Here is a 24767-nt window from a genome sequence, read left to right as displayed (position 1 = left end):
AGAGAAGGAAAGTATCAGCCCTCCGACGCGGATACCGCAAGCCATCGTCGGAGGCCCGTTTCCATGAAAATCGTCCAGATCAGCGACACCCATCTCAGCCCCGCCAAAAGCCACTTCAATGGCAATTGGGAACCGGTTCGCGCCTGGATCGAGGCGGTAAAACCCGATCTCGTCATCCACACCGGCGACGTCACCATCGATGGTGCCGACCACGAGGACGACATCACCTTCTCGCTCGATCTGATCGGCCAGCTCTCGATGCCGGTGCTGATCGTTCCCGGCAATCACGATGTCGGCCATCTGCCGGGTTCGCACCAGCCGGTGGATCCGGTTCGGCTTGCCCGCTGGCGCCGGCTCGCCGGTCCGGACTACTGGGGCCGCGACCATGGCGACTGGCGGCTGCTCGGCCTCAACAGCCTGCTGATCGGCTTCGAGGACGAAGAAGAAGACAGGCAGTTTAATTGGCTGGAGGAACAGTTGCTCAGCCGCGACGGCCGCCGGGTGGCCGTCTTTGCCCACAAGCCGCTCTTCGTCGACGATCCGGGCGAAGGCGACACCGGCTACTGGGGCATCCGTCCGCGCCAGCGCCAACGCCTGTTTGATCTTTTCGCCGAAGCCGAGGTGGCGCTGCATGCAAGCGGCCACCTGCACTGGGCCTGGACGGGCAAGCACGCCGGGACGTCGCTCGTCTGGGCGCCGCCGACCTCCTTCATCATTGATACGCTGGAACGGCCGATGCCGGGCGAGCGGCTGGTCGGCGCCGTCGTACACGAGTTTAGCGACGTCAACGTCAAAAGCGAGATCATCGCGGTGCCGGGACTGACCAGCCACCTGCTCGATCCGATCGTCGAAGAGGTCTACCCGCTGGCGGCCAAGAAGACGGTCCGTGTGGAGGCCGCGCAATGAGCGTGCTTTCGCTAGAGGGTATCACCAAGTCCTATGGCGGCAACGCGATCCTGAAGGGGGTTAGCCTGCAGGCGGAGGCGGGTGAGTTCATCGCGCTCGTTGGTCCTTCCGGCTGCGGCAAGAGCACGCTGTTGCGCATCGTCGCCGGTCTCGATCATGGCGACGGCGGCGAGATCGTCATCGGCGGCCGCAGTGTCGCGCGCATGGCCGCGGCCGATCGCAATGTCGCGATGGTCTTCCAGTCCTATGCCCTCTATCCGCACCTGACGGCGGGCGAGAACATCGCCGTGCCGCTTGCGATGCGGCGGCTGACAGCGGCGCAGCGCCTGCCTGTGATCGGCAATCTGATGCCGGGGCAGAAGCAGATCCGCAGCGATATCCAGCGCCAGGTCAAGGAAATGGCGCTGGCGCTGAAGATCGATCACCTGCTCGACCGCAAGCCCGGCCAGATGTCCGGCGGCCAGCGCCAGCGCGTGGCGCTCGCCCGCGCCATGGTGCGCCGCCCGGCCGTCTTCCTGATGGACGAGCCGCTCTCCAATCTTGATGCCAACCTGCGCGTCCACGCCCGCGGCGAGATCGTCGATCTCCACCGCCGCGCCGGCGTGCCGACGCTCTATGTCACCCACGACCAGTCGGAAGCGCTGTCGATGGCGGATCGAGTGGCAGTGATGATCGGCGGCAATCTCTTGCAACTGGCGACCCCGAAGGAGATCTACGACAACCCCTCCCATATCGAGGTCGCACGCTTCCTCGGCCAGCCGAAGATCAACGTGCTGGAGACCCGCACGGATACGGCGAGCATCGTGCGCTTCGGCGATCTGGTGCTTCTGGCAAGCCGCGGACAGGCGCCGGATGCTTCAGTGAAGCTCGCAATCCGCCCGGAATTCGTGCGCTTCCATGCGGCAAGCGCCGGCCGATTGAGCGCGCGGGTCGAGCGTATGGAGTTCCTCGGCTCTGAGGTGATCGTCCATGCCCGCCTCGATGCGATCGGCGAGGTGGTCACTGCCAAGTCAGCACCTGCCGAGGCCGCGGCGCTCGCGATCGGTCAGCCCGTTGACGTCGAGTTCATGCCGGAACGGGCGATGCTGTTCGACGGCGAGGGCACCCGGCTGCCGGCCGAGCGGGTCGCTATCGCCGCGACGCTGGAGAAGATCCATGGCTAAGGCGGGTTCCAATCGGGATACGGCGGCAGGGGCGGCGGATTGCGTGGATACCGCCCTCTGCCCTGCCGGGCATCTCCCCCACAAGGGGGGAGATCGGCTGGAGGCAATGCCTCAGCATTCATCTCTGCGAGACGGTGCCCAGCCGGCGCAGCGGCTGCGGACCCAGACGGCGATCGGTGCCGCGGCCACCGATCCCGATCGCCGCGAGGCCCGCATTGCCTGGCTGTTAGCGCTGCCGGCCATCACGCTGCTCGTCCTCTTCATCCTTTTACCGACCGCGGCGGTGATCGTTCTCGGTTTCACCGATTTCGAGCTCGGCTACGGCAGCTTCCGCTTTGTCGGCTTCGAGAACTATGCCGAACTCTTCAGCGACCGCACCTTCCGGCGCTCGCTCTGGAATACCACCATCTACACCGCGATCGTCACGCCGGTTTCGATCGTGCTGGCGCTGGCGATCGCCATGCTGATCGAGGCGGAAACCAAGGGCCGGGCGTTCTTCCGCACGGTCTATTTCCTGCCGGTGGCCTCGCTGCTCGTCGCCATGGCGACGGTCTGGCAATTCCTGTTTCACCCAACCATCGGCCCGATCAACACCTTCTTGGCCGTTTTCGGCATTGCCGGCCCCAACTGGCTCGGCGCCTCCGGCACGGTGCTCTACGGCCTGTCGATCATCGGCATCTGGCAGTCGGTCGGCTTCAACATGGTGCTGTTCCTCGCCGGTCTCACCGCCATCCCGCGCGAGCTCTATGCCGCAGCCGAAGTCGACGGCGCCAAGACCTGGTTCGATCGTTTCCGGCTGGTGACCTGGCCGATGCTCGGGCCGACGACGCTGTTCGTCACCACCATCAGCATCATCAACTCGGTTAAGGTGTTCGAGACGGTGAAGACGCTGACCGAGGGCGGTCCGAACAAGGCGTCGGAGGTGCTGCTCTTCACCATCTACCAGGAGGGCTTCGTCTATCTGCGCGTCGGCTATGCCTCGGCCATGACCGTCGTCTTCCTCGCCATCCTCGTCGTCCTGATGTTCCTGCAGTACCGCGTGCTCGACCGGAAGGTGCACTACGCATGACCAACACCATCTCCGTCACCCGCCTCATTCGCCTCGCCGTTCTCTCGTTTGGCGCGCTCATCTTCCTCGCGCCCTACATCTTCATGGTCTCGACCGCCGGCAAGGCTCAGAGCGAGATCTTCTCCTCGTCGCTGTCGCTGATCCCTGAGCAGTGGTCCTATGTCGAGAACTTTTCCAAGGCGCTGTCGCGCGTCTCGATGACGACCCTGCTCTTCAACGGCGTTGTCGTCTGCGCGCTGATCTTCGTCATCCAGATCGTCGTCGCCATCCCTTGCGCCTATGCCATGGCGAAGCTGAAGTTTCGGGCGGCCCGCACCATGATGGTGCTGGTCATGCTCGGCCTCCTGGTACCGATCCACGCAACCGCGCTGCCCATTTACGTGGCCTTCGACAGGTTGTCGGTGCTGAACAGCTACGCAGCGCTAGTGGCGCCGTTCTCGATCTCGGTATTCGCGATCTTCCTCTTCCTGCAGTTTTTCCGCGCCATGCCCGACGATCTGATCCATGCGGCACGCCTCGACGGTATGTCTGAAGCCGGCATCGTCGCGCGCGTCATCGTGCCAAACGCCTGGCCGGCGATCACCGCCTTTGCAATCTTCTCCGTCGTCGCCCACTGGAACGATCTCTTCTGGCCGCTGATCGTCGTCACCAACCAGGACTATGCGACCCCGCCACTCGGCCTTCTCTACTTCCGCGCCGCGGAAGCCGGCGACGACTACGGCGCGCTGATGGCCGCGACCCTCATCATCACCCTTCCCCTCGTGACCGCGTTTTTGCTGGCGCAGAAGCGTTTTGTCGAGGGCATCACCATGACCGGTCTCAAAGGCTGAACGGTCCAACCTGGAGCGCAACCCATGACACATCTGAGACAGCTTTTCACCGCGGCTGCCGCATCGCTGATGCTCGCAGCCCCCGCCGACGCCGAGACCCAGCTGACGGTGCATTATCCGATGCCCGGCTTCTTCAAGGACGTGATGGATACGATCTCGAAGAAGTTCATGGAAGAAAACCCGGATATCAAGATCACCTTCGCCAATCCGTCGGCGACTTATGAGGAAGGCATCCAGACGATCATGCGTCAGGCCGGAACGGCCGAGATGCCCGATCTCACCTTCATCGGCCTCAACCGCCTGCGCATGGTCAACGAGCGCGACGTCCCCGTTGATCTCGGCCCGTTCATCGCCAAGGACGGCAACATGGCCGAGCAGGGCTTTTCCGAAAACATCCTGAAGCTCGCCCAGGTGGGCGGCAAGCAGGTGGGCCTTGCCTTCGCCACCTCCAACCCGATCATGTATTACAACGCCGATCTCGTGCGCAAAGCCGGCGGCGACCCGGAAAACCCGCCGAAGACCTGGGACGAGGTCATTGCGCTCGGCGGCAAGATCAAGGCGCTTGGCGACGGCAACGAGGGCATCGATTTCCGCTGGCAGGGCGATGACTGGATGTTCTCCGCGCTGCTCTTCGGCGCCGGCGGCGAGATGCTGAGCGAAGACGAAAGCAAGGTTGCCTTCAACGGTCCCGAAGGTGAGAAGGCCGTCGAAGTGCTCGACCGCATGGTCAAGGAAGGCGGTCTGCCGGTTTTGACCAAGCAGGCCGGCGAGCAGGCCTTCGTTGCCGGCAAGGTCGGTTTCGCCTTCCAGACGACGGGTGCGCTGCGCAACACCATCAAGAATGTCGGCGACAAGTTCGACCTGCGCACTGCCCATATCCCGCTCATCGACCCGGCAAAGGGCAAGCTGCCGACCGGCGGCAACGCCGTCGTTATCCTGACGCGCGACGCCGAAAAGCAGGAAGCCGCCTGGAAGTTCGCGAAGTTCGCAGCCGGCCCCTATGGCGCCTCGGTTGTCGTTCCCGGCACCGGCTATGTGCCGAACAACGAGCTGGCCGCCAAGTCGCCTGAGTATCTCGCCAACTTCTACAAGGAAAACCCGCTGTTCCGCGCTGGTCTCGAGCAGATGGCGCTGATGCGCCCCTGGTATGCCTTCCCCGGTAGCAACGGGGTGAAGGTGACGCAGACGATCGTCGAGAACCTGTCGCGCATCGTCGAGCAGCAGGCCTCGCCGAAGGAAGCGCTGGACGAGGCCGCGGCCGAAGTCGAAAGCCTGCTGCCGCGCAGCTGATCCTGTAACCAAATCGATCGACGCCGCCCCGAAGGAAACTTCGAGGCGGTGTTTTCGTGTTTGCTCACGCGAGGTGGCGAACAGTCCCGCCTGCGTAGAGTCGGCAGTCGAGATTGAGATGGCGGCAGCCCGACGCATTCTCGGCCATATCGAGCAGCAGCGCCGCCGCTGCGAGCCCCATGTCGCCGTCGGGCATCGAGATGGTGGTGAGTGTTGGCGTCATCAGCCGGCCAAGCGCGATGCCGTCGAAGCCGGCGACGGAGACATCGTCAGGCACGGAAAGGCCTTCACGCCGCAGCGCTGCTATCACGCCGAGCGCCAGCAGATCGTTGGAAGCAATGATTGCGGTCGGGCGGTGCTGCGCAAGAACCGTCGCGAGGTCGAGGTTTTCATAGCCGTCGACGAAGGGGATCTCGACCGCCTCCATCGGCCGGGCGCCGGCTTCCTGCATAGCGGCCAAATAGCCGTCATAGCGCAGGCGCGCCCGGTCGGATGAACGGAAGTGGCCGGAGACGACGAGGATGCGGCGGTGACCGTGGTCGAGGATGTGGCGGGTGAGATCGAAACCGGCCCGGTAATTGTCGACGGTGACGGCGGCAGCGAAGCGTGCGACCGGCCGGTTGTTGAGAAGCACCGTCGGCGGCAGCGCCGCCGAAAGCGCCTCGCTGGTCTTGGCGTCGCAGAGCGTCAGGATCAGACCGGTCGGCCGCTGTTCGAGCAGCGAGCGCACGGCGCGCGCCTCGAGTGCGGGATCATAATTGGATTGGGCGATCAGCACGCCATGGTTCGCCGCCTGCAAACGGTGCTGGATGCCGCCGAGCGAGGCGGCAAACACCGGGTTGGTGACGCTTGGCACCAGCACGCCGACGACGGGCTGGCTGCGGTTGGTGGCGCGTCCCGTGGCCGGCGACGGCCGGTAGCCGAGTTCGGCCGCCGCCCGGCGCACGCGACGCACCATCTCGTCGCTGACGGGACCTTCGCCCTTGAGCGCCCGCGATACGGTTGCCAGCGAGCAGCCGGCATGAAAGGCGATCTGTTGCAGGGTAACCATGATCGCGCTCTAACGGGTCTGCGTGACAGCTGATTGAAGGACCGGACCCGAGGTTTTCCACGTCGCGCGTGAATTATTATTCATGCTGTGAATTATATTGACATAAGCCGAGTCCGCGGCTTAAATCGCAATCGTCGGAAGTCGAGGAGGAGTTCCGGCGAACTCATACATTCAGCGGCCGCAAACAAACGGCCCTATCGGTTTTTGGGAGGGGCTTCGGCCTCGAGGAGGACGCGTGCGCAAATTTCTCAGCACGACCGCTCTGGCGGTCATTGCAGCTTCGTTTTGGGCAGGTTCGGCAAGCGCCGAAACGGCGAACCCGTTTCGCTGCCAGCCCGGCGAAAAATACGTCATGAACGTCATGGTATCCGGCGTCGAATACTGGTTCCCGGTCTATGAAATGTTCAAGCAGGCCGGCCAGCAGTTCGGCTGCGAGACCGAATATACCGGCACGCCGGAATATGACGTCAACAAGCAGATCGCCACTTTCGACCAGGCGCTTGCCCAGAACCCGGCCGGCATTCTGGTGCACCCGATGAACTCCGATCCGTTCATCGAGCCGATCAACCGGGCGATCGATCAGGGCACGGCAGTCGTCACCTTCGCTGCGGACTCGCCGCTGTCGAAGCGCGTCTCCTTCATCACCTCGGACAACACCCGCGAAGGCATCTATGCCGCCGACGCGATCGCCGAGAAGATGGGCGGCAAGGGCGAATATGCCGTTCTTGAAAACCCCGGCCAGGACAACCACGACAAGCGCATTACCGCCTTCGTCAATCGCATGGCCGAGAAGTGGCCCGACATGAAACTCGTCGGTCGCGCCGCCTCGAACCAGGATCCGAACAAGGCCTATCAGGGTCTGATGAGCCTCATCCAGGCCAATCCGAACCTCGGCGCCGTGTTCATGCCGGAAGCCAACTCCGCGATCGGTGCGGCCCAGGCCAGCAAGGAAAGCGGCGGCAAGGTCCTCGTCATGTGCGCCGACGTGAACGCCAACATCCTCGACATGATCAAGGCCGGCGAAGTCTTCGGTTCGATCAACCCGAACCAGGGCATGCAGGGCTATATGGGCTTCATGCTCCTGTGGATGGCCAAGCACCCGGAACTGATCGACCCGATGAACGACGCCAAGCGTTCCGGCTTCAACCCGATGAGCATCCCCTTCGTCGACAACGGCCTTTCGATCGTTACCGCCGAAAATGCCGATGACTTCTACTGGGACAAGTACCTGAAGCGTCGTGGCACCAAGGGCATCGACGAGTAAGATTGTGAATTGGCTGCCCGGTCGTTTCCGGGCAGCCAGGACTGCGGGTGGAGGACAGCATGACAGCACAACCGGTTCTGGAGGTCCGGCGCGTCACCAAGCATTTCGGTGCGGTGAAGGCGCTGACGGAGGTGGATTTTCGCCTCGAGCGGGGAGAGATCCACGCACTCTGCGGCGAAAACGGCGCAGGCAAATCCACGCTGATGAACATCATTGCCGGTGTGCTGCAGCCGAATGACGGCGAGGTGCTGGTGGATGGAGCGCCCGTGAAAATCGCCTCGCCGGCGACCGCCCAGACGCTCGGCATCGGCCTCGTCCACCAGGAAATCGCGCTCTGCCCGGATGCGACGGTGGCGGAAAACATGTTCATGGCGGCCACCAACCGCCGGCGCTCGCCGCTGATGAATTACGGCGCGCTCGAACGCGAAGCCCAGGTAGTGATGAACCGGCTGGCGCCGATCGACGTCCGCCGCAAGGTCGCCGACCTCGCCATTTCCAGCCAGCAGCTGGTCGAGATTGCCAAGGCGCTGACGCTCGACTGCCGCGTACTGATCCTCGATGAGCCGACCGCGGCGCTGACGGAAGCAGAAGCGCAGGCGCTGTTCGCCATCATCCGCGACCTGAAGGCCGCGGGCATATCGATCATCTATATCAGCCACCGCATGGCCGAGATTTTTTCGCTCTGCGACCGCGTCACCGTGTTTCGTGATGGCCGCCATGTGGTCACCGAGAAGATCGCCGACGTGACTGCTGACGATGTCGTGCGCCGCATGGTCGGCCGCGAGATCAGCCAGCTCTATCCGCAAAAGCAGGCGCCGGAGGCGCGGACGGACGAGACCATTCTCTCTGTGCGTGGCTTGAGCGATGACGACCGCATCGACACCGTTTCCTTCGATCTGAAGCGGGGCGAAATTCTTGGCATCGGCGGTCTGATCGGCTCCGGTCGTACCGAGATCGCCGAAGCGATCTGCGGTCTGAGGGCCAAGTCGAAGGGCGACATTACGCTGCGCGGAAAGCCGCAGCGCATCGGCAACTACCGCGACGCGGTCGATGCCGGCATCGTCTATCTCTCGGAGGATCGCAAGGGCTCCGGCGTCTTCGTCGACCTGTCGATCGCGCAGAATATTTCGGTGCTTGATCTGAAGACGCTGACCGGGCCGCTCGGATTGCTGAATTCCAGGGCCGAGGCCGATCTCGCCCGCGATTTCGTCCGCCGGCTCGGCGTGCGCATGGGCGGCATCGATATGCCGGTCTCGTCGCTCTCGGGCGGCAACCAGCAGAAGGTGGCGATTGCCAAGCAGCTCGCCGTTCGCCCGCAAGTGATCCTGATGGACGAGCCGACGCGCGGCATCGATGTCGGCGCCAAATCCGAAATCCACCGGCTGCTGCGCGAGCTTGCAGAAACCGGCATCGGCATTGTCGTGATCTCGTCGGAACTGCCGGAGCTGCTCGGGCTTTGCGACCGGGTTCTGGTCGTGCGCGAAGGCGCGATCGCCGGCGAGCTTGATGACAGAGAAATGAGCGAGGAGGCGGTGATCCGCCTGGCCTCAGGGGTGACGCAAACGGCCGAGGCTGGCCGGATGGTGGATCATGTCGCCTGAAAGAACTGATAGAGCCGGGGAGGCGGAAATGGCTGTTGATACGATGGTTGCAACGCATGCGCAGGCGCCCGCCTGGAAACGCATCGGCACGATGCGTGAGGCGGGGCTGATCGCGATCATCCTGGCGCTCGGTATCATCATGAGCTTTGCCTCGCCGCATTTTCTCACCTTCGGCAACATGCGCGCCATGCTGATGAGCTTTTCGGTCGAAGGCATCGTCGTCGTCGGCATGACGATCCTGCTCATTGTCGGCGGCATCGACCTCGCCGTCGGCTCGGTCGTCTGCTTTGCCATGGTGCTGGCCGGTTCGCTGTTTCTCGCCGGTGTCGATCCCTGGACGGCCTCGCTGGTCGGCATCCTCGCCAGCAGCATGATCGGCATGATCATGGGCTTCTTCGTCACCGTCGTCGGGCTCAATCATTTCATCACGTCGCTGGCGGCGATGGTGATCGTGCGCGGCCTCTGCCTCGTCATCACCAAGGGCACGCCGCTGTCGCTCTTCACGCTGCCGGCGTCGTTCAAGGCGGTCGGGCAGGGCACGTTCCACGGCGTGCCCTATGTCATCCTGATCTTCGTCGCCGTCGTCGTGCTCTTCGACTTCCTGCTGCGCCGGGCGACCGCCTTCCGCAAGGTCTTCTATACCGGCAGCAACGAGAAGGCGGCGCTCTATTCGGGCATCAAGACCAAGCAGGTGAAGTTCTGGGTTACGGTGCTTTGCTCGACGCTCGCAGGTGTCGCCGGCGTCATCTACATGTCGCGCTTCGGCGCCGCGACGCCCACCTTCGGGGTCGGTATGGAGCTCAACATCATCGCTGCGGCGGTCATCGGCGGCGCCTCGCTCAACGGTGGCTCGGGCACCATCCTCGGCGCCATCCTCGGTATCGCTCTTCTCTCGGTCGTCACCAGCTCGTTGATCCTGCTCGACGTCTCCGTCTATTGGCAGGACATGATCAAGGGGTGCATTCTCTTGGCTGCCGTTTCCATCGACCACCTGCTGCACAAGCGGAAGGCAGCCTGACCATGCCGATTGCCAAACCCATTTTGTCCCAGGCCTCAAGTGCGCGAGAAGAACTCGTCGTCGCGCGGCAGATGCACCAGGCGCTCGTCCTGCATTTCCTCGAAGGACTGACCCAGTCGCAGATCGCCGATCGGCTCGGCATCTCGCAGCCGACCGTTAACCGGCTGATCAAGCGCGGCCGTCAGCTTGGCCTGGTAGAGATCAAGATCAAGTCGCCGATCGAGCCCTTGGTCGACATGGAAGAGCAGTTGCTTGCGATCGGCGGCATCCGCCGGGCGATCGTCGTGCCGACCGTTTCCGACAATCAGCAGACCGCACTCCAGGCGGTCGGCGAGGCGGCAGCCCGGCTGCTGCTCGAGGAGATCGGCGATGGCGACACGATCTGCATCACCGGCGGCAAGGGTGTCAGTGCCGTCGTCGCGGGGCTGCAGGCGCCGCGCCGCTTCGATGTCGAGGTTATCCCCGGCACCGGCTGCGTCCAGGGCAAGCACTATACGGATGTGAACCACGTCTCGACGATGATGGCCGACCGGCTCGGCGGGCGGTCTTTCCAGATCCACGCGCCGCTCTTTGCCGACAGTGCCGCCGAGCGGGCGATGCTGATCAACATGCGCTCGGTGGCGGATGTCTTCGGGAGGGCGCGCGAAGCGAAGGTGGCGGTGGTCGGCATCGGTTCGATCCTTTCGGACGATTCGAGCTACTACGACCTGCATCCGTCTTCGAGCACCGACCGAGCGGCAATCGAGCGCTCTGGCGCAAGCTGCGAACTTCTCGCCCATCTGCTCGATGATGAGGGACGTGTCTGTGACTACAGCCTCAACCGGTCGCTGGTGTCACTGACGCTCGAGGAGTTCGCCTCGATCCCGACGAAGATCGGCGTGGCAAGTGGACCGAACAAGGCCGGACCGATCCTCAGCGTCATGCGGGGACACCACCTCGACACGCTGGTGACGGACGAGGCGACCGGCGAGCGCGTGCTCGCCATGGCAAGCGAAAAGGGACTTCTGGCATGAGCGGGGATCAATTGATGCGGGAGATCGGCCGATCGGGCGTGAAGGCTTCGGCCGTCGGGCTCGGCACCTGGGCGATCGGCGGCTGGATGTGGGGCGGCACGGACGAGCGGGAGTCGATTGCCGCGATCCAGGCTTCGCTCGACGCCGGTGTGACGCTGATCGATACGGCGCCGGCCTATGGCCTCGGCCGCTCGGAAGAGATCGTCGGCAGGGCATTGGCCGGACGCCGCGACAAGGCAATCATCGCCACCAAGTGCGGGCTCGTGTGGCATACGGACAAGGGCAAGCACTTCTTCGACCAGGACGGCAAGCCGGTGCACCGCTACCTCGGCCGAGATGCGATCCATCACGAGGTCGAGCAGAGCCTGAAGCGGCTCGACACCGATTACATCGACCTCTACATCACCCATTGGCAGGACCCGACGACGCCAATCGAGGAGACCATGGCCGCGCTCGAAGAGTTGCGCCAGGCGGGCAAGATCCGGGCGATCGGCGCCAGCAATGTCGGCCGTAGCGAACTGGAACAGTACATCGCGATCGGGGGGCTCGACGCGATCCAGGAACGCTTCAGCATGATCGATCGCGAGATCGAGTCGGAGCTTCTGCCGCTGACGCGGCGCAACGGCGTCGCCACGCTCAGCTACTCTTCGTTGGCGCTCGGCCTTCTCTCCGGCGGCATCGGACCGGAGCGGGTGTTTTCAGGCGACGACCAGCGGCGCGACAATCCGCGCTTCTCGGTCGGCAACCGCGAAAAGGTCGCGGCCTTTGCCAAGGCCATCCAGCCGGTCGCAGAAAAGCATGGCGCGACAATCGCCCAGATCGTCATTGCCTGGACGCTCTGCCAGGAGGGCGTGACTTTCGCGCTCTGCGGCGCACGCAATCCGGCGCAAGCGCTCGACAATGCAAGGGCCGGGACGATCCGGCTCGATCACGATGATCTCGCGGGGATCGACGCGGCCATCGCGGCGACGCTCGTCAACATGGACAGCTAACGGACTGCCATCATGAACCGGGAAGAGATTTTCAACGGGCTCCCCAAGAGCCCGAAGGTGGACGTGTGCGTCCTCGGCGGCGGCATCAACGGCCTCAGCGTCTTTCGTGAACTGGCGCTGCAGGGGGTGAACGTGCTGCTCGTCGAGAAGCACGACTACTGTTCGGGCGCGAGTGCGGCGCTGTCACGCATGGTGCATGGCGGTCTTCGCTATCTCGAAAATGGCGAGTTCAGCCTGGTCAGGGAATCGCTGGTCGAACGCGATCGGCTGCTGAAGAACGCGCCGCATTACGTGGCGCCGCTGCCCACGACCGTGCCGATCTTCGACATCTTCTCGGGCCTTGCCAATGGCGCGGTTCGCTTCCTGGGATTGACGCGGCGGCCAAGCCGCCGTGGCGCCGTCGCCGTCAAGATGGGCCTTGGCATCTATGATTTCCTGACGCGCAAGCGGGCGCTGATGCCGAAGCATGCCTTCCGCGGGCGGCGCACGACGCTTGCACGCTGGCCGGCGCTCAATCCCGACATCAAGAGTTCCGCGACCTATTACGACGCCTGGGTCAGCCAGCCGGAACGTCTCGGAATCGAGCTGTTGAAGGATGGGCTTGCCGCCGGTTCTCACGCGCAGGCGCTGAACTACGCCGAACTGACGCTGGCCGCACCCGGACGCTACGAACTGAAGGACGATGTCACCGGCGCGGTCGCTGCGATCGAGCCCGGCCTCATCATCAACGCCACCGGCGGCTGGATCGATATCGCCAACGGCGCACTGTTTCCCGCAACGTCGAAACCGGCCCCGTTGATGGGCGGCACCAAGGGCTCGCATCTGATCATCGACAATGCCCAACTCATGGAAGCGCTTAACGGCCACATGATCTATTACGAGAACGAGGATGGCCGCATCTGCATCCTCTTTCCATATCTCGGCAAGGTGCTGGTGGGCTCGACGGACATTCGTGTCGATGATCCCGAAACCGTGCGCTGCGAAGCCGACGAGCGCGACTACATCCTGCAGTCGCTCGCCTTCGTCCTGCCAGACATCCGGATCAGGCCGGAAGAGGTGGTGTTCCAGTTCTCGGGCGTACGGCCGCTGCCGGCGAGCCAGGACAGCTTCACCGGTCGCATCCCGCGCGACCATTTCTGCACCTTCGTGGAGGGTGTTGAGGGCGGTCCGCCGGTGCTCTGCATGATCGGCGGCAAATGGACGACGTTCCGCTCCTTCGGCGAAATGGCGGCCGACCTCACCCTGGAACGGCTCGCAAAACAGCGCCATGTCAGCACCGGAGAACGTGCCATCGGTGGCGGGCAAGACTATCCCTCCGATCGCGACCGATGGGTCGATGATGTTGCGGCAGCCACCGGGCTTTCGCGGGAGCGCATGCAAGTGCTTTTCGTCCGCTATGGAACGGGCGCGCGAGACGTTGCCGATCTCATCGCCGCCGGCGCTGACCATGCCTTGCCGCATCCGGATTACTCCGCGCGCGAGCTGCAATACCTGATCCGCAGCGAAGCCGTCGAACATCTCGAGGACCTGCTGCTGCGCCGCACGACGCTTGCAATCACCGGCGAGCTCTCGCTCGACATGGTGGATGCGGTGCTCGCCGTGCTTGCCATCGAAAAGCAATGGTTGCCGCCGCGTGTCGCGGTCGAGCGTAAGCGATTTCTTGCCCTTCTCGTCGAGCGCCATGGCGTCGACGAGGAAACCCTATCCGTACGGAACGAACAAAGGAGTGCATTATGCGAAACAACAGCAAGGTCCGGATGAACCGTCTGTTCGGCGGTGGACGTTGCCTCGACGTCGCGATCGATCATGGCGTCTGCAACGAACCCTCCTTCCTCAATGGTCTTGAAGACATGTCAGCCGTGGTCAAGGCGCTGGTCGCGGCCGCACCGGATGCGATCCAGATGAATTTTGGCCAGGCGGATCTGTTGCAGGAGGTGCCGGGCAAGGACAAGCCGGCGTTGGTCATGCGTCTCGACATGGGCAACCCCTATAACCGCATCCGCCACCGGCACATGTGGGCCGTGTTGCAGAACGAGGCCGAACCGTTGATCGGCGCGCTGGCGATGGACGCGGCCTGCGTCGTCGTCAACCTCTTCATGCTGCCGGACGAGCCCGATCTCTTCCGCCAATGCGTCGCCAACATCTCGCGCGTGCGGGCCGATTGCGACAAGTACGGCATGCCGTTGATGATCGAGCCCTTGGTGATGCAGCCGGTGACCGAGCATGGCGGCTACATGGTCGATGGCGATGCCGAGAAGATCGTGACGCTGACCCGGCTTGCGCGCGAGATGGGCGCTGACATCGTCAAGGCGGACCCGACCACCAATGCCGAGGATTTCCACCGGGTCGTCGAGGCTGCGCGCTGCCCGGTTCTCGTGCGTGGCGGCGGCAAGGAGGACTTGCGCAACGTCTTCGACAAGTCGGCGGCCTTGATGCGTCAGGGCGCAATGGGCATGGTCTATGGGCGCAACATCTACCAGCACGCCAATCCGAGCGCCGTTGTGCGCGGCCTGATGGCGATCATCCATGAGGATGTAAGCGGCGAAGAAGCATACGCGCTCTACCAGCGCGGTTGAAATCGCTCAGCCGGAACCGCTTCACCAGCGATGCTCCGGCGCAAGAGGAACGCTGCCGCTGTGAGGACACCGGCGGCGTTCCGGCAAATGGATTAAGGACCTTGGGGAGGGGTTCGGCAATGGGTAAGTATCTGCTCGGGATCGACGCCGGGAACACCGTGATCAAGACGGTACTTTTCGATCGTGACGGCAACGAGATCGCGATGGCCGCGGAAGAAGGGCACAGCCATGTGCCGATGCCCGGCCATGTCGAGCGTGGGCTTGGCGAACTGTGGAGCCATGCCAAGGTGGTGATCCGCGCCTGCATCGAGCGCGCCGGCATCGATGCCAGCGAGATCGCGGCGATCGGTTGCGCCGGGCACGGCAACGGTCTCTACGCGCTCGATCGAGACGGAGAACCGCTTGTCGGCATACAGTCGCTCGACACTCGCGCCGCCGGCCTCGTCGAGGAGTGGCAGGCCGCAGGCGTCGGCGAGCGAACCTATCCGATCGCCGGGCAGAAGCCCTGGCCATCACAAACGCCGACCCTGCTTGCCTGGCTGAAGCGCCATCGGCCTGAGCAGTTTGAAAAAGTCGGCACGGTGTTTCTCTGCAAGGACTTCGTGATCAATCGCCTGACCGGCGCGCGCGTCAGCGACGTCTCGGACATGAGCGGCGCGGGCCTGCTCGATGTCGCCGGTAGGCGTTACGATGCGGCATTAATGAAGGCCTATGGCCTCGGCGAAGACATGGACCTGCTGCCCGATCTCGCCGAAAGCGCCGATATCGTCGGACGCGTTACCGAGGAAGCGGCGGCGCAGACGGGTCTGGCTGCCGGCACACCCGTTGTCGGTGGGCTCTTCGACGTGGTCGCTTCGGCAATCGGCTCGGGCGTCACCCGCACCGGTGCTGCCTCGATCATCGCCGGCACCTGGAGCATCAACCAGGTGATCATCGACCAGCCTGATCTCTCACGCCCGCTCTTCATGTCCTCGACCTTCGATCGCAAGCGCTACATGGCGATCGAGGCGAGTGCCACGTCGGCGGCCAATCTGGAATGGCTGGTGCGCGAGCTCTTCCCGCACGACGGCAAGGATGGCCGGTCGCCCTTCGATCTCTGCTGCCAGCTGGCAGCCGAGGTCACGCCGGCCTCTGATGACCCGCTCTACCATCCGTTTCTCTATGGCGCTCAGCAGGACGGCAACGCGCGCGCCGGCTTCTACGGCGTCGCCGGCTGGCACGGCAAGGGCCATCTGGTCCGCGCCGTGCTTGAAGGCGTCGCCTTCGGCCATCGCCAACATATCGCGGCGTTGCGCGCGGCTGGGGCTCGCTTCGAGGAGGCGGTGCTTTCGGGTGGCGGATCGCGCAGCCTGATCTGGCCGCAGATCTTCGCTGACGTGCTTGACGTGCCGGTGACGGTCGCCCGTTCACGCGAGACCGGCGCGCTCGGCGCCGCGATTACGGCTGGCGCCGGCATCGGCCTTTTCGCCGATATCTCCGCCGGTGCTGCGGCGATGGTCAAGACCGAGCGCCACTACCGTCCAAACCCTGCACTTGCCGCGCATTATGACAGGCGCTTTGCGCTTTACGGCGAGATCGCCGCTGCCATGGCGCCGATCTGGCGCCGGCTTGCAACGCCCTAGCGATCGGCGCGGGAAGCGGCGGAGTGATCAGGGCAGGGGCATCGGTCTGTCGGGGCGCTGCTGGGAGGAACGTTGCCGCGCCGCCGCAAACCGTCGGACCCGTCAGAAACGCATGTTGATGCCGGCCTTGATGACGTGGCTGTTGATGTCTTTCTCGCTGGAGCCTGAGCTCGTGTGGGTGCGGACATCGGGCGTCGTGATGTAGTTGTATTCGAGCTTGGCGGAGAGGCCGCCGGCAAAGGCCTGTTCCACGCCGGCGCCGAGCAGATAGCCGCCCTTGAAGCCGACGTCGTTACGCACGTCGCCGCCCTTCTTGTAGCTGGTCATGGCGTAACCGGCCGTGCCGTAGACGAGCGTCTGGTCGAAGGTGAGACCCGCCTTCGCCTTGATGGCGCCGCGCCATTTCTCCTTGAGCTTGCCGCCGTTGACCTTGTGCTCGGTGTCGCCGAGATAGGAGCCTTCGATTTCCGCCCCGACGATGCCGGGGCCGGCCTGCATGTTGTAGCCGGCCTGGACGCCGAGCGCGACGCCGTTGCGGTCGGCGAACGGGTTGGGGCTGCCGGTAAAGCCAAGGCCGCCATGGGCACCGACATAGGCGCCGCTCCAGCTGAAGGCCGGCGGGTCCTGATAGGTGGGGGCGGAGAAATCAGCCGCCTGGGACGGCTGTGCGCCGCAGAGGGCGAGAAGGGTAAGACCCGACCAGATGGAAAACTTGCTGGACTGCCGCATTTTCTTGCTCCGTGCATAGGAAACGCGCCTTGATGGCGCTTGCGTCCTCCCATGCGCGCTTCACCTTTGGGGTGGGATGGCGATGTTTGGACGGTACACGGCCTTTGTCGGCCCCACGGATTGCATCAACATTGCGCAACTTATCTAAGTTGCTGATTTTGTTGTTAGTTAACTGTTAACCATACGCCGACTGAGGAAAATCCTAGCCGGCAGGTAAGGTGATGCGGAAGCAGGCGCCGCCCTTGGGATCATCGACCACCGAGATGTGACCCTTGTGGCGGCCGATGATCTCGCTGACCAGATGCAAGCCGAGGCCGGCGCCATGGTCCCGCGGCTGCAGGCGATGGAAGGGCTCGAAGATCCGGGCCCGTTCCCGCTCCGGTATGCCGGGACCTTCGTCGGTAACCTCGATCACGCCACCGCGCTCCACCCGGATCGTGATCAGGCCGCCGGCGTGTTCGATGGCGTTGCGCACGAGGTTGGTGACCGCCCGCTCGATGGCGCCGGTATCGCCGCGCACGACGACGCGCTCCGTGCCCGGAGCGAAGGAAAGGTCGCAGCCGGCCGAAAGCGCAAGCGGGGCGAGGTCGGCCGTCACGTCGCGGCAGAGCGAAACCAGGTCGAGCTGCCCGAAATCCGTGCCGTCGCGATCGATGCGTTCGAGGTCGAGCAACTGTTCGGCAAGCCCGGCAATGCGATTGGAATCGATCAGCAGGCGGTTCCTGAGCGGGCCGGCCTCCATGCTTTCCAGGCGCGTGTGCAGGATCGCAACCGGGGTTCGAAGCTCGTGTGCCGCGTCGAGGATAAAGCGCTGGCGGCGCTCGTACCCCTCATCGAGCCGCTGCAGTGCGCCGTTGAACGCCTCAACGAGCGGTCGCACTTCGCCGGGGATGCGATGATCGGGCAGCCGGGCACCGCGGCGCTCGACATCGATCGTCTTTGCCTGGTCGACAACTTCGGCAAGACCGGCAAAGGCGCGCCTTACGATGATCGGGATCGCGAAGGCCGGGATCAGCACCACGATCAAGACGATCGGCAAAAGCAGAAGGTTTGCCAGGATGAACACCGCGAAGGACGCGCTCCAGAGCCGCCCTCCGCCGGCAAGCACCGTATAGGTGCCGTTGTCCGTGGTTACCGAGCGCACGATCGACGAGAGAGTATAGGGCTCGACGCTGTCACGCATATCGCCAAAGGCGATGCGGTCGAGGTGCTCGCCAATGCTGCGATAGGCGTCCGGCACCGGTCCGCTGCGGATCATGTCACCGCGTTCGTTGCGTGCGACGAACCAGAAATCGGCGGACTCGGCCCGCATGGCAAGCAGTTGCGGCGTCTCAACCAGCGTCAGTCCACCGGCGGGATCCGGCCGGATTGCCCCGGCCGCGATCGACGCGGCGTCGGCGTCGAGGAACTTGCCGCCGAGATCGGCGCGCGTCAGCAAGGCCATGAAGCCGGCGATGACCGCCATCAACAGCAGCACCTGAAAGGTCAGGATCTGCCAGATCAGACGCTTCTTCAGCGAGTTGGTGGAAGCGTTCGTCATGGAGAGGGTCTCAGAAGGTAGCCAACGCCGCGGATGCTGTGAATTTCAACGCCGGCACCGGTTTCCGAGAGCTTGCGGCGCAACCGCGAAACATGCGCGTCGAGAGAATTGGACTGGATCTCGTCGTCATAGCCATAGACGGATTCCTCCAGAGTCGAACGCTGCACCGTGCGCCCCTGCCGGCGCGCCAAAGCCTCCAGCACCAGCAGCTCCCGCCGCGGCAGGTCCAGCACCCGGCCGTCGACACGAGCCTGCCTGCCCTCGAAATCGAAGATCAGCTGGCCGATGCGGGCGGTGATCGGCGCAATATCAGGTGAACGTCGCATCAGGGCACGGATGCGCGCCAGCAATTCCTCCACGGCGAACGGCTTGGCGAGATAGTCGTCGGCGCCCATGTCGAGCCCCCTGACCCGTTCGTCGATGGCGCTGCGCGCCGTCAGCACGATTACCGGGATTCCCGATCGTAGCGCACGCACCCGCGGGATCAGCGACAGGCCATCGCCGTCGGGCAGTTGCCGGTCGAGGATGATGCCGTCGTGAACCTGGTTGGCCAGCGCCGCCATCGCATGGTCGATCGACGGTGCATGGTCGAGGATCATGTCATAGCGGCTGAGTGCGGCACTGAGTGCTGCCGCCATTTCCAGCTCATCCTCGACAAGGAGCAGGCGCATTGAATATCTCCGAATCCGATAGGCGTGTCTCGTTCACGTCTGGTGGACGAGGATTGCAACAACGTTGCGGCCTTTCGCTGCCTTTCTAGCGGCGAGAACGGGAGCCCGGCAATGCAGAGCGGCCGGGGCTTACCGTATTCGGATGGGACGGAGAGAATAGCCGCGCATTTGCGGGGCGAGCGATCGGACAAGAGCCTTCAAAAATCGCCTTGCGCGGCAGCGCCGGGCGGGCGCTGCCGCGCAAGGCGCAGACCGTCAAACGATGTGTCGCTGCGCAAGGGTACGCAGCGGCACGGACCGGCCAAATGACGGAGGTCAGGCGACGGCCATGATCCGCTGGAACGCATCATAGGCCGCAAGCACCGTTTCCTTCTGAGCCTCATGGCCGGCAATGAAGGCATCGCCGTAGATTGTCTCATCCGGGTACTCGGTGATCAGCGTCAGCGGTGCCGTGTGGCGGTCGTCGACGGAGATCATGCAGGGGAAGCCGTTGATGATGCGGAAACCGGTCTCGCCGGCATGCGTCTCGTAAAGCGCGATCTGGGCGTCGTTGTAGGCGAGCAGGCCCGGAACGGCCGCAAGCCGCTCGGTGACTTCCGCGATCAGCTGTTCGGCGCGCGCTTCCCATTCGGCGTGGTGGCGCATGATCAGGAAGAAGCCCTTGGGCAGGGTCCACATGGCAAAACCGCGCGGCACGTAGCCCGAAAGCGGCCGCGTCCACTCATGCGAGGGATAGCCGTGCAGGTTGACGTGCAGCTGCGCGCCGGTCAGCCGCTCGGCCTCCTTACGGATCTCGCGCTCGTTGAGTGCTGCACCGGTGCGGTATTCGAGATCGTCGCCAAGGGCGGTGTAGCGGGCGGCATGGTGCATGTGCAGCGGGTTGTCGACGCGCAGCCGCTGGTGCACGGCATAGCCGTCGGGGTTTTCGAGCGGCGAGATGGTGAAGTGGCTACCGGTGCGGGCGGCGAGCGCCTGGGCGGCGCGGAGCACGCCGACGATGCCGGTCGTCTCGTTCGGATGCTGTCCGCCGCTGATCATGACCGGCGCATCGCTTCCCTTGTGATAGCGGGCCTTCACCGGCCGGCCGGCACGCGACCTGGCCTCGAAGGGCTGGCCGTCGATCGCGGCGAGTTCGGCATGGATCTGCGCCACCGCCAGCGGTGCCTCGGCGGTGTCGAGCGGCAGGGTTTCGCCTTCGACATCCGTCGCCTGCAGCGGCCGCGCCTTGACGACGACGGTGGGCTTGCCGACGCCGAAGACGATCTCCGGCACGATCTGGCCGGGCTTCAGGCCGCGGTCGCCGAGCGGGCGACCGGACTTCTTCTGGAAGACTTCGAGCAGCGAGAAATAGAAGTCCTCGTGCAGCGCTTCGCGAAGGCTGATGACTTCCTCGCCGACGGGCAGGCGGAAGTCGGTGATCGGCAGGGTCACGCGGATGTTGAGCTCTTCGAAATAGGGCTCGCTGTCACCCCAGGCATGATCGGAGATCGCCTGCATCGTGCCGGCAAAAAGCCGCTCATAGTCGGTATCGAGGTGGCATTCGCGATGCTTGTCGCAGCCCTCGTCGAGGCGGATCCAGCCGGTCGGCGACAAAAGCGTCTCGCCGATGAAATCGGTGTGGATGCGGTTCGGTGCGAATACGGCGTGGTTTTCCTGGCGCCCGTCACGGAAGGTCAGCGCGACATCATAGGTGAATGCCTTGGCGCTGCCGGCCTCGAAGCGGATCTCGGCATCGCCGACGAGGGCTGCGAGCGGATAGGCTTCGAGCAGGAAACGGTTCTGAGGCGCGCCCTCATGCTGGGGATAGCGGACGACGACGCTTGCGAGGGCTGCGCGATCCACTTCTTCCAGGAAGAAATGCAGCAGCGGCTTGTAGGCGCTCCTGAGCGCCGCCTTGACGCCGAAGCTTGCCAGTTTCTGTTCGGCGGCCTTACGGCTGGCGGCATCGTCGAACAGCCAGGCTTCGAGCTTGGTTCCGCGGGCGGCCTCCTTGCCGTAGGTGGTCAGAAGCGTGTCGAGGGTGCGCTCGAAGGCGCCTTCGAAAATCGTCGTCATCGTGAAGTTCTACCGGTTGGGTCGAGGCTGTCACGCAGCCAGTCGCCGAGAAGATTGAGGCCGAGAACGGTGAGCAGGATCGCAAGGCCCGGGAAGACGCTGACCCACCAGGCGTTCTGCAGGTAGGTGCGGCCGTCGGCCAGCATGCCGCCCCAGCTCGGGATCAGCGGATCGACGCCGAGGCCGAGGAAGGTGAGGCTGCTTTCGAGCAGGATGTTGTTGGCGACGTTGAGCGTCATCAGCACGATCACCGGGCCGATCAGGTTCGGCAACAGGTGCTGGAACAGGATCCTGTAATCGCGAACGCCGATGGCTCGGGCCGACTGGATGAACTCGCGCTCGCGCAGAGACAGGACCGAGCCGCGCACGAGACGCGCATATTGCACCCACTGCGAGACGATCAGCAGGATGATGGTATTGCCGAGCCCGCCGCCGACGATGGCGATGAAGGTGATCGCCAGCAGGATGAAGGGGAGCGCCAGCTGCACATCGGCAAAGCGCATGACGAGCATGTCCCAGAAGCCGCGATAGTAGCCGGAGACAAGCCCCATGACCACGCCGACGACGACGGCGCCGGCAACCGACGTCAGGCCGACGAGCAGCGAGATCTTGCCGCCGGCAACCACGCGAGCCAGCACGTCGCGGCCAAGCGGGTCGGTGCCGAGCGGATGGGCCCAATTGACGAAGGGCGGCGTCAGCCGCGCCATCAGGTCGATCTTGTCGACGCCGCCGGGAAAGAGCACGCCAGAGAAGAGAACGGCGAGGCAGATGCCCCCGGTGAGCAGCGCTCCGAGGATGAATTCGAGGTTGCGGAAGCGGGCGAAGCGGGTGCTGGAAGCCTTTGACGACATCGGCTCACTCCGTCCGGATGCGCGGATCGACGAGGCCATAGGCGATGTCGACCAGAAGATTGACGAACACGATCATTAGCGAAAGCACGGTTATGACCGCCTGAAGCACGGGGTAATCGCGTGAGGCGACCGCGTCGAAGGCGAGCGTGCCCATGCCCGGCCAGTTGAACACCAGCTCGACGACGACGATGCCGCCGAGCAGGCCGCCGAACTGCAGGCCGAAATAGGTGATCAGCGGGATCGCGCAGTTACGAAGTGCGTGCTTGTAGAGCACTTTGCTTTCGCTGAGGCCCTTGGCGCGCGCGACCATGATGTATTGCGACTGCAAGGTTTCCAGCATCGCGGTGCGCACCAGGCGCACATTGGTCGCCGTCAGGATGATGCCCATGGTCAGCGCCGGCATGATGAAGCTTGCAAAACCGTCCATGCCGCTTGGCGGCAGCCATTTGAGGACGATCGAGAACAACAGGACCAGCATGATCGCAAGCCAGAAGTTCGGGAAGGAAAGCCCAACGAGCGACAGAATGCGGATTGTCTGGTCGGCCCACTTGCCGCGGGCGACGGCGGCGCGGATGCCGAGCGGAATGGAAATCGCGATCGAGACCATCAGCGAGGCGAAGGCGAGCAGCATGGTCGCCGGCAGCGCAGAGGCGATCAGCTGCGAAACAGGCGTACCGCCCATGAAGGAGCGGCCGAAATCGAGCCTGAACATGCCCGTGATGAAATCGGCATATTGCGCCAGGAACGGCTGGTTGAGGCCGAGCCCCTCGCGGATGCGCACGAGGTCGGCCTCGGTGACGCTGCCAGCGCCCTGCGCCAGCATTAGCGCGGGGTCACCGGTGAACCGGATGGCATAGGAGACGGTCAGTGTCACGACGAACACGACGAAGACCGCCTGCAGAAAACGTTTGATCAGAAATCCGGCCAAGTGACCCGCCCTTTTGGAAAAATGGTCCGCCGCCTCAAGCGTGAGGCGACGGACCGGCCTGTATTACTCGACCGTCACGTCCGTCAGCCGCAGGCGGCTATCCGGCACCGGCGTGAAGTTCTTGACGCGCTTGCTCACGCCGAAGATGGCGTTGAGGTTATAGAGCGGCATTTCGAGCGAACGGTCTGCGGCGTAGTTGGCGATCTGCTTGAGGATCTCCTCGCGCTTTGCCTGGTCGGTGATCGAACGCTGCGATTCGAGCAGCTTGTCGAGTTCCGCGTCCTTGTCGTACGGGTTCCACTTTTCGCCCGAGTGGTACATCGAGTAGGCGGTGTTGTCGTAGTCGAGCGTCCAGCCGCCCCAGGACTGCTGGAACAGCGCGCCGGTCTTGCCGGCCGGGATGATGTCGTTCAAGAGAACGTTGGTTTCATAGGGCTTGATCGTCGCGTTGATGCCGATCAGCTGCAGGTAGCTTGCGATAGCCTGCACGACCTCGTTGAAGGTCGCGTCGTTACCGCGAACGTCGATCTGCACGGAAGCGCCCGGCGCAACGCCGGCTTCCTTCAGAAGCGCTTTTGCCTGTTCCGGATCGTACGGCAGCGGCTTCATCGCCGGGTCGAAGCCGAAGGAGAGCTTGCCCTGGAAACTGGCGATCGGATCCGCCTGGCCGGCGAGGATCGACTGGATGATGGTGTCGCGGTCGACGCCGAGGATCAGCGCCTTGCGGACCTTCGGATCCTTGGTGATGCCGTCGCGCGTGTTGAATCGCAGCGCGTAGACCGTCGGGCCGGCGCTGGAGACGATCTCCAGATTGCTATCGCCCTGGATCGTCGGGATCATGCCGATCGGAATGGTCGGCGGGATGACGAGATCGACGCGGCCGGCCTGCAGCTCGGCAACGGCGGTCGCCGGCTCCGAAATGAAGCGGTAGTTGAGGTTGGAAAGCTTCGGCGCGCCGCCCCAATGATCTGCGAAGGCTTCGAGCTTGATGCCGACCTTCGGCTCGTAGGAGACGAACTTGAACGGGCCGGTGCCAACAGGATGGGCGTTGAAGTAGTCCTCACCCTTTTCCTGGATGTACTTCGGCGGCACGATCATCGCGCCATAGCCGGCGAGCTTGGTGAGAAGCACCGGATCCGGCGTCTTCAGGACGAGGTCGACTGTCTTTTCGTCGACGATCTCGACCTTTTCGATCACGGCATAGTTGGACTTCTGCGGACCCTTGGAGCCTTCTTCGCCGAGCAGGCGGTCGAAGGTGAACTTCACTGCTTCTGCATTGAAGGGCTCACCGTTGTGGAACTTGACGCCCTCGCGCAGCGTGAAGCGCAGGCGCTTGCCGCCGTCGAGCTCTTCCCAAGCAGTAGCAAGGCCGGGCACGAGCTTCAGATCCGGACCGCGATAGGTCAGGCCGTCATAGATGTTGGTGGCAACCGACGCCCAGTTGACGAGGAAGGTGTCGACCGGGTCCCAGCTTCCCGGATCCTGCGGCGAAGATACCGTCAGCGTGCCGGCGGCAAAGGCCGGGGCTGCGGTCATGAAACTACCCGCCATCGCAAGGGCGATGAAAGCGGCGTGGATCCCCTTTTTGTTGATCATTT

21 protein-coding genes are annotated in these 24767 nt (G+C 63.9%); 13 read left to right on the top strand and 8 right to left on the bottom strand.

From position 1 onward, the window contains the following. Nucleotides 1-63 precede the first annotated feature (63 nt). The 5 genes from AC3WVQ_RS27365 to AC3WVQ_RS27345 all read left to right on the top strand — a co-directional run bounded on the left by AC3WVQ_RS27365 (nt 64) and on the right by AC3WVQ_RS27345 (nt 5258). Complete coding sequence (locus AC3WVQ_RS27365; protein ID WP_060581052.1) at nt 64-906, top strand: metallophosphoesterase family protein; 843 nt, start codon at nt 64-66, stop codon at nt 904-906. Next, nucleotides 903-2069, top strand: coding sequence for an ABC transporter ATP-binding protein (locus tag AC3WVQ_RS27360; protein ID WP_060581051.1), 1167 nt, complete (start codon nt 903-905; stop codon nt 2067-2069). Before AC3WVQ_RS27365 ends, AC3WVQ_RS27360 begins: the two co-directional genes overlap by 4 nt. A gap of 106 nt (nt 2070-2175) precedes the next feature. Then, nucleotides 2176-3138 carry a carbohydrate ABC transporter permease gene (locus AC3WVQ_RS27355; RefSeq protein WP_083523550.1) on the top strand — a complete coding sequence of 321 codons (963 nt, stop codon included), beginning with the start codon at nt 2176-2178 and terminating at the stop codon, nt 3136-3138. After that, nucleotides 3135-3968, top strand: a complete 834-nt coding sequence (locus AC3WVQ_RS27350) for a carbohydrate ABC transporter permease (RefSeq protein ID WP_060581050.1) — start codon at nt 3135-3137, stop codon at nt 3966-3968. The genes AC3WVQ_RS27355 and AC3WVQ_RS27350 overlap by 4 nt, the downstream gene beginning before the upstream one ends. 24 nt (nt 3969-3992) lie before the next feature. Beyond that, nucleotides 3993-5258: an ABC transporter substrate-binding protein gene (locus AC3WVQ_RS27345; protein ID WP_089042854.1), complete on the top strand. Its 1266-nt coding sequence runs from the start codon at nt 3993-3995 to the stop codon at nt 5256-5258. Between the two features lie 64 nt (nt 5259-5322). Here the strand turns inward: AC3WVQ_RS27345 and AC3WVQ_RS27340 are convergent, their stop codons facing one another. After that, nucleotides 5323-6309 (bottom strand): LacI family DNA-binding transcriptional regulator, encoded by a 987-nt coding sequence (locus AC3WVQ_RS27340; protein ID WP_060521959.1) that lies wholly within the window; start codon nt 6307-6309, stop codon nt 5323-5325. A 235-nt stretch (nt 6310-6544) separates the two neighbouring features. On the opposite strand from AC3WVQ_RS27340, the gene AC3WVQ_RS27335 reads away from it, so the two are divergent. From AC3WVQ_RS27335 to AC3WVQ_RS27300, 8 genes are all read left to right on the top strand, one after another. Beyond that, entirely contained in the window at nt 6545-7573 is a 1029-nt protein-coding gene (locus AC3WVQ_RS27335; protein ID WP_034805587.1) for a substrate-binding domain-containing protein, read from the top strand. 59 nt (nt 7574-7632) lie between these two features. After that, nucleotides 7633-9174: a sugar ABC transporter ATP-binding protein gene (locus AC3WVQ_RS27330; RefSeq protein WP_060581047.1), complete on the top strand. Its 1542-nt coding sequence runs from the start codon at nt 7633-7635 to the stop codon at nt 9172-9174. 28 nt (nt 9175-9202) lie between these two features. Further along, the gene (locus AC3WVQ_RS27325) at nt 9203-10192 is read left to right on the top strand and encodes an ABC transporter permease (protein WP_060521961.1); all 990 of its coding nucleotides are present in this window, start codon (nt 9203-9205) and stop codon (nt 10190-10192) included. A gap of 2 nt (nt 10193-10194) precedes the next feature. Beyond that, nucleotides 10195-11205, top strand: coding sequence for a sugar-binding transcriptional regulator (locus AC3WVQ_RS27320; protein ID WP_034805596.1), 1011 nt, complete (start codon nt 10195-10197; stop codon nt 11203-11205). Beyond that, nucleotides 11202-12197, top strand: a complete 996-nt coding sequence (locus AC3WVQ_RS27315) for an aldo/keto reductase (RefSeq protein ID WP_492383263.1) — start codon at nt 11202-11204, stop codon at nt 12195-12197. Before AC3WVQ_RS27320 ends, AC3WVQ_RS27315 begins: the two co-directional genes overlap by 4 nt. 12 nt (nt 12198-12209) lie before the next feature. Beyond that, nucleotides 12210-13958, top strand: a complete 1749-nt coding sequence (locus tag AC3WVQ_RS27310) for a glycerol-3-phosphate dehydrogenase/oxidase (RefSeq protein WP_060581044.1) — start codon at nt 12210-12212, stop codon at nt 13956-13958. Continuing rightward, on the top strand, nt 13931-14773 hold the full coding sequence (locus tag AC3WVQ_RS27305) for a class I fructose-bisphosphate aldolase (RefSeq protein WP_034805605.1): 843 nt from the start codon (nt 13931-13933) through the stop codon (nt 14771-14773). The genes AC3WVQ_RS27310 and AC3WVQ_RS27305 overlap by 28 nt, the downstream gene beginning before the upstream one ends. Before the next feature lie 119 nt (nt 14774-14892). Further along, complete coding sequence (locus tag AC3WVQ_RS27300; protein WP_492383262.1) at nt 14893-16395, top strand: FGGY-family carbohydrate kinase; 1503 nt, start codon at nt 14893-14895, stop codon at nt 16393-16395. A gap of 102 nt (nt 16396-16497) precedes the next feature. Here AC3WVQ_RS27300 and AC3WVQ_RS27295 read toward each other — a convergent pair whose 3' ends face one another. The 7 genes from AC3WVQ_RS27295 to AC3WVQ_RS27265 form a co-directional block, all read right to left on the bottom strand. Beyond that, entirely contained in the window at nt 16498-17124 is a 627-nt protein-coding gene (locus tag AC3WVQ_RS27295) for an outer membrane protein (RefSeq protein WP_051659706.1), read from the bottom strand. Between the two features lie 202 nt (nt 17125-17326). Beyond that, entirely contained in the window at nt 17327-18664 is a 1338-nt protein-coding gene (locus tag AC3WVQ_RS27290; protein WP_060581041.1) for a sensor histidine kinase, read from the bottom strand. After that, the gene (locus tag AC3WVQ_RS27285; RefSeq protein ID WP_060521968.1) at nt 18661-19335 is read right to left on the bottom strand and encodes a response regulator transcription factor; all 675 of its coding nucleotides are present in this window, start codon (nt 19333-19335) and stop codon (nt 18661-18663) included. The genes AC3WVQ_RS27290 and AC3WVQ_RS27285 overlap by 4 nt, the downstream gene beginning before the upstream one ends. Nucleotides 19336-19650: 315 nt before the next feature. Beyond that, a complete protein-coding gene (locus tag AC3WVQ_RS27280; RefSeq protein ID WP_060581040.1) occupies nt 19651-21390 on the bottom strand; it encodes a M14 family metallopeptidase in 1740 nt (579 codons plus the stop codon). Beyond that, on the bottom strand, nt 21387-22241 hold the full coding sequence (locus AC3WVQ_RS27275; RefSeq protein WP_060644790.1) for an ABC transporter permease: 855 nt from the start codon (nt 22239-22241) through the stop codon (nt 21387-21389). Before AC3WVQ_RS27275 ends, AC3WVQ_RS27280 begins: the two co-directional genes overlap by 4 nt. A 4-nt stretch (nt 22242-22245) precedes the next feature. Further along, a complete protein-coding gene (locus AC3WVQ_RS27270) occupies nt 22246-23169 on the bottom strand; it encodes an ABC transporter permease (protein ID WP_060581038.1) in 924 nt (307 codons plus the stop codon). Between the two features lie 63 nt (nt 23170-23232). After that, nucleotides 23233-24720, bottom strand: a complete 1488-nt coding sequence (locus AC3WVQ_RS27265; protein WP_370689612.1) for an ABC transporter substrate-binding protein — start codon at nt 24718-24720, stop codon at nt 23233-23235. Nucleotides 24721-24767 lie beyond the last annotated feature (47 nt).

This window comes from Ensifer sp. EB106-05-01-XG146 (assembly GCF_058791875.1).
Note: the sequence above shows the minus strand (reverse complement) of the source record. Positions and strands in the feature narration are given on the sequence as shown.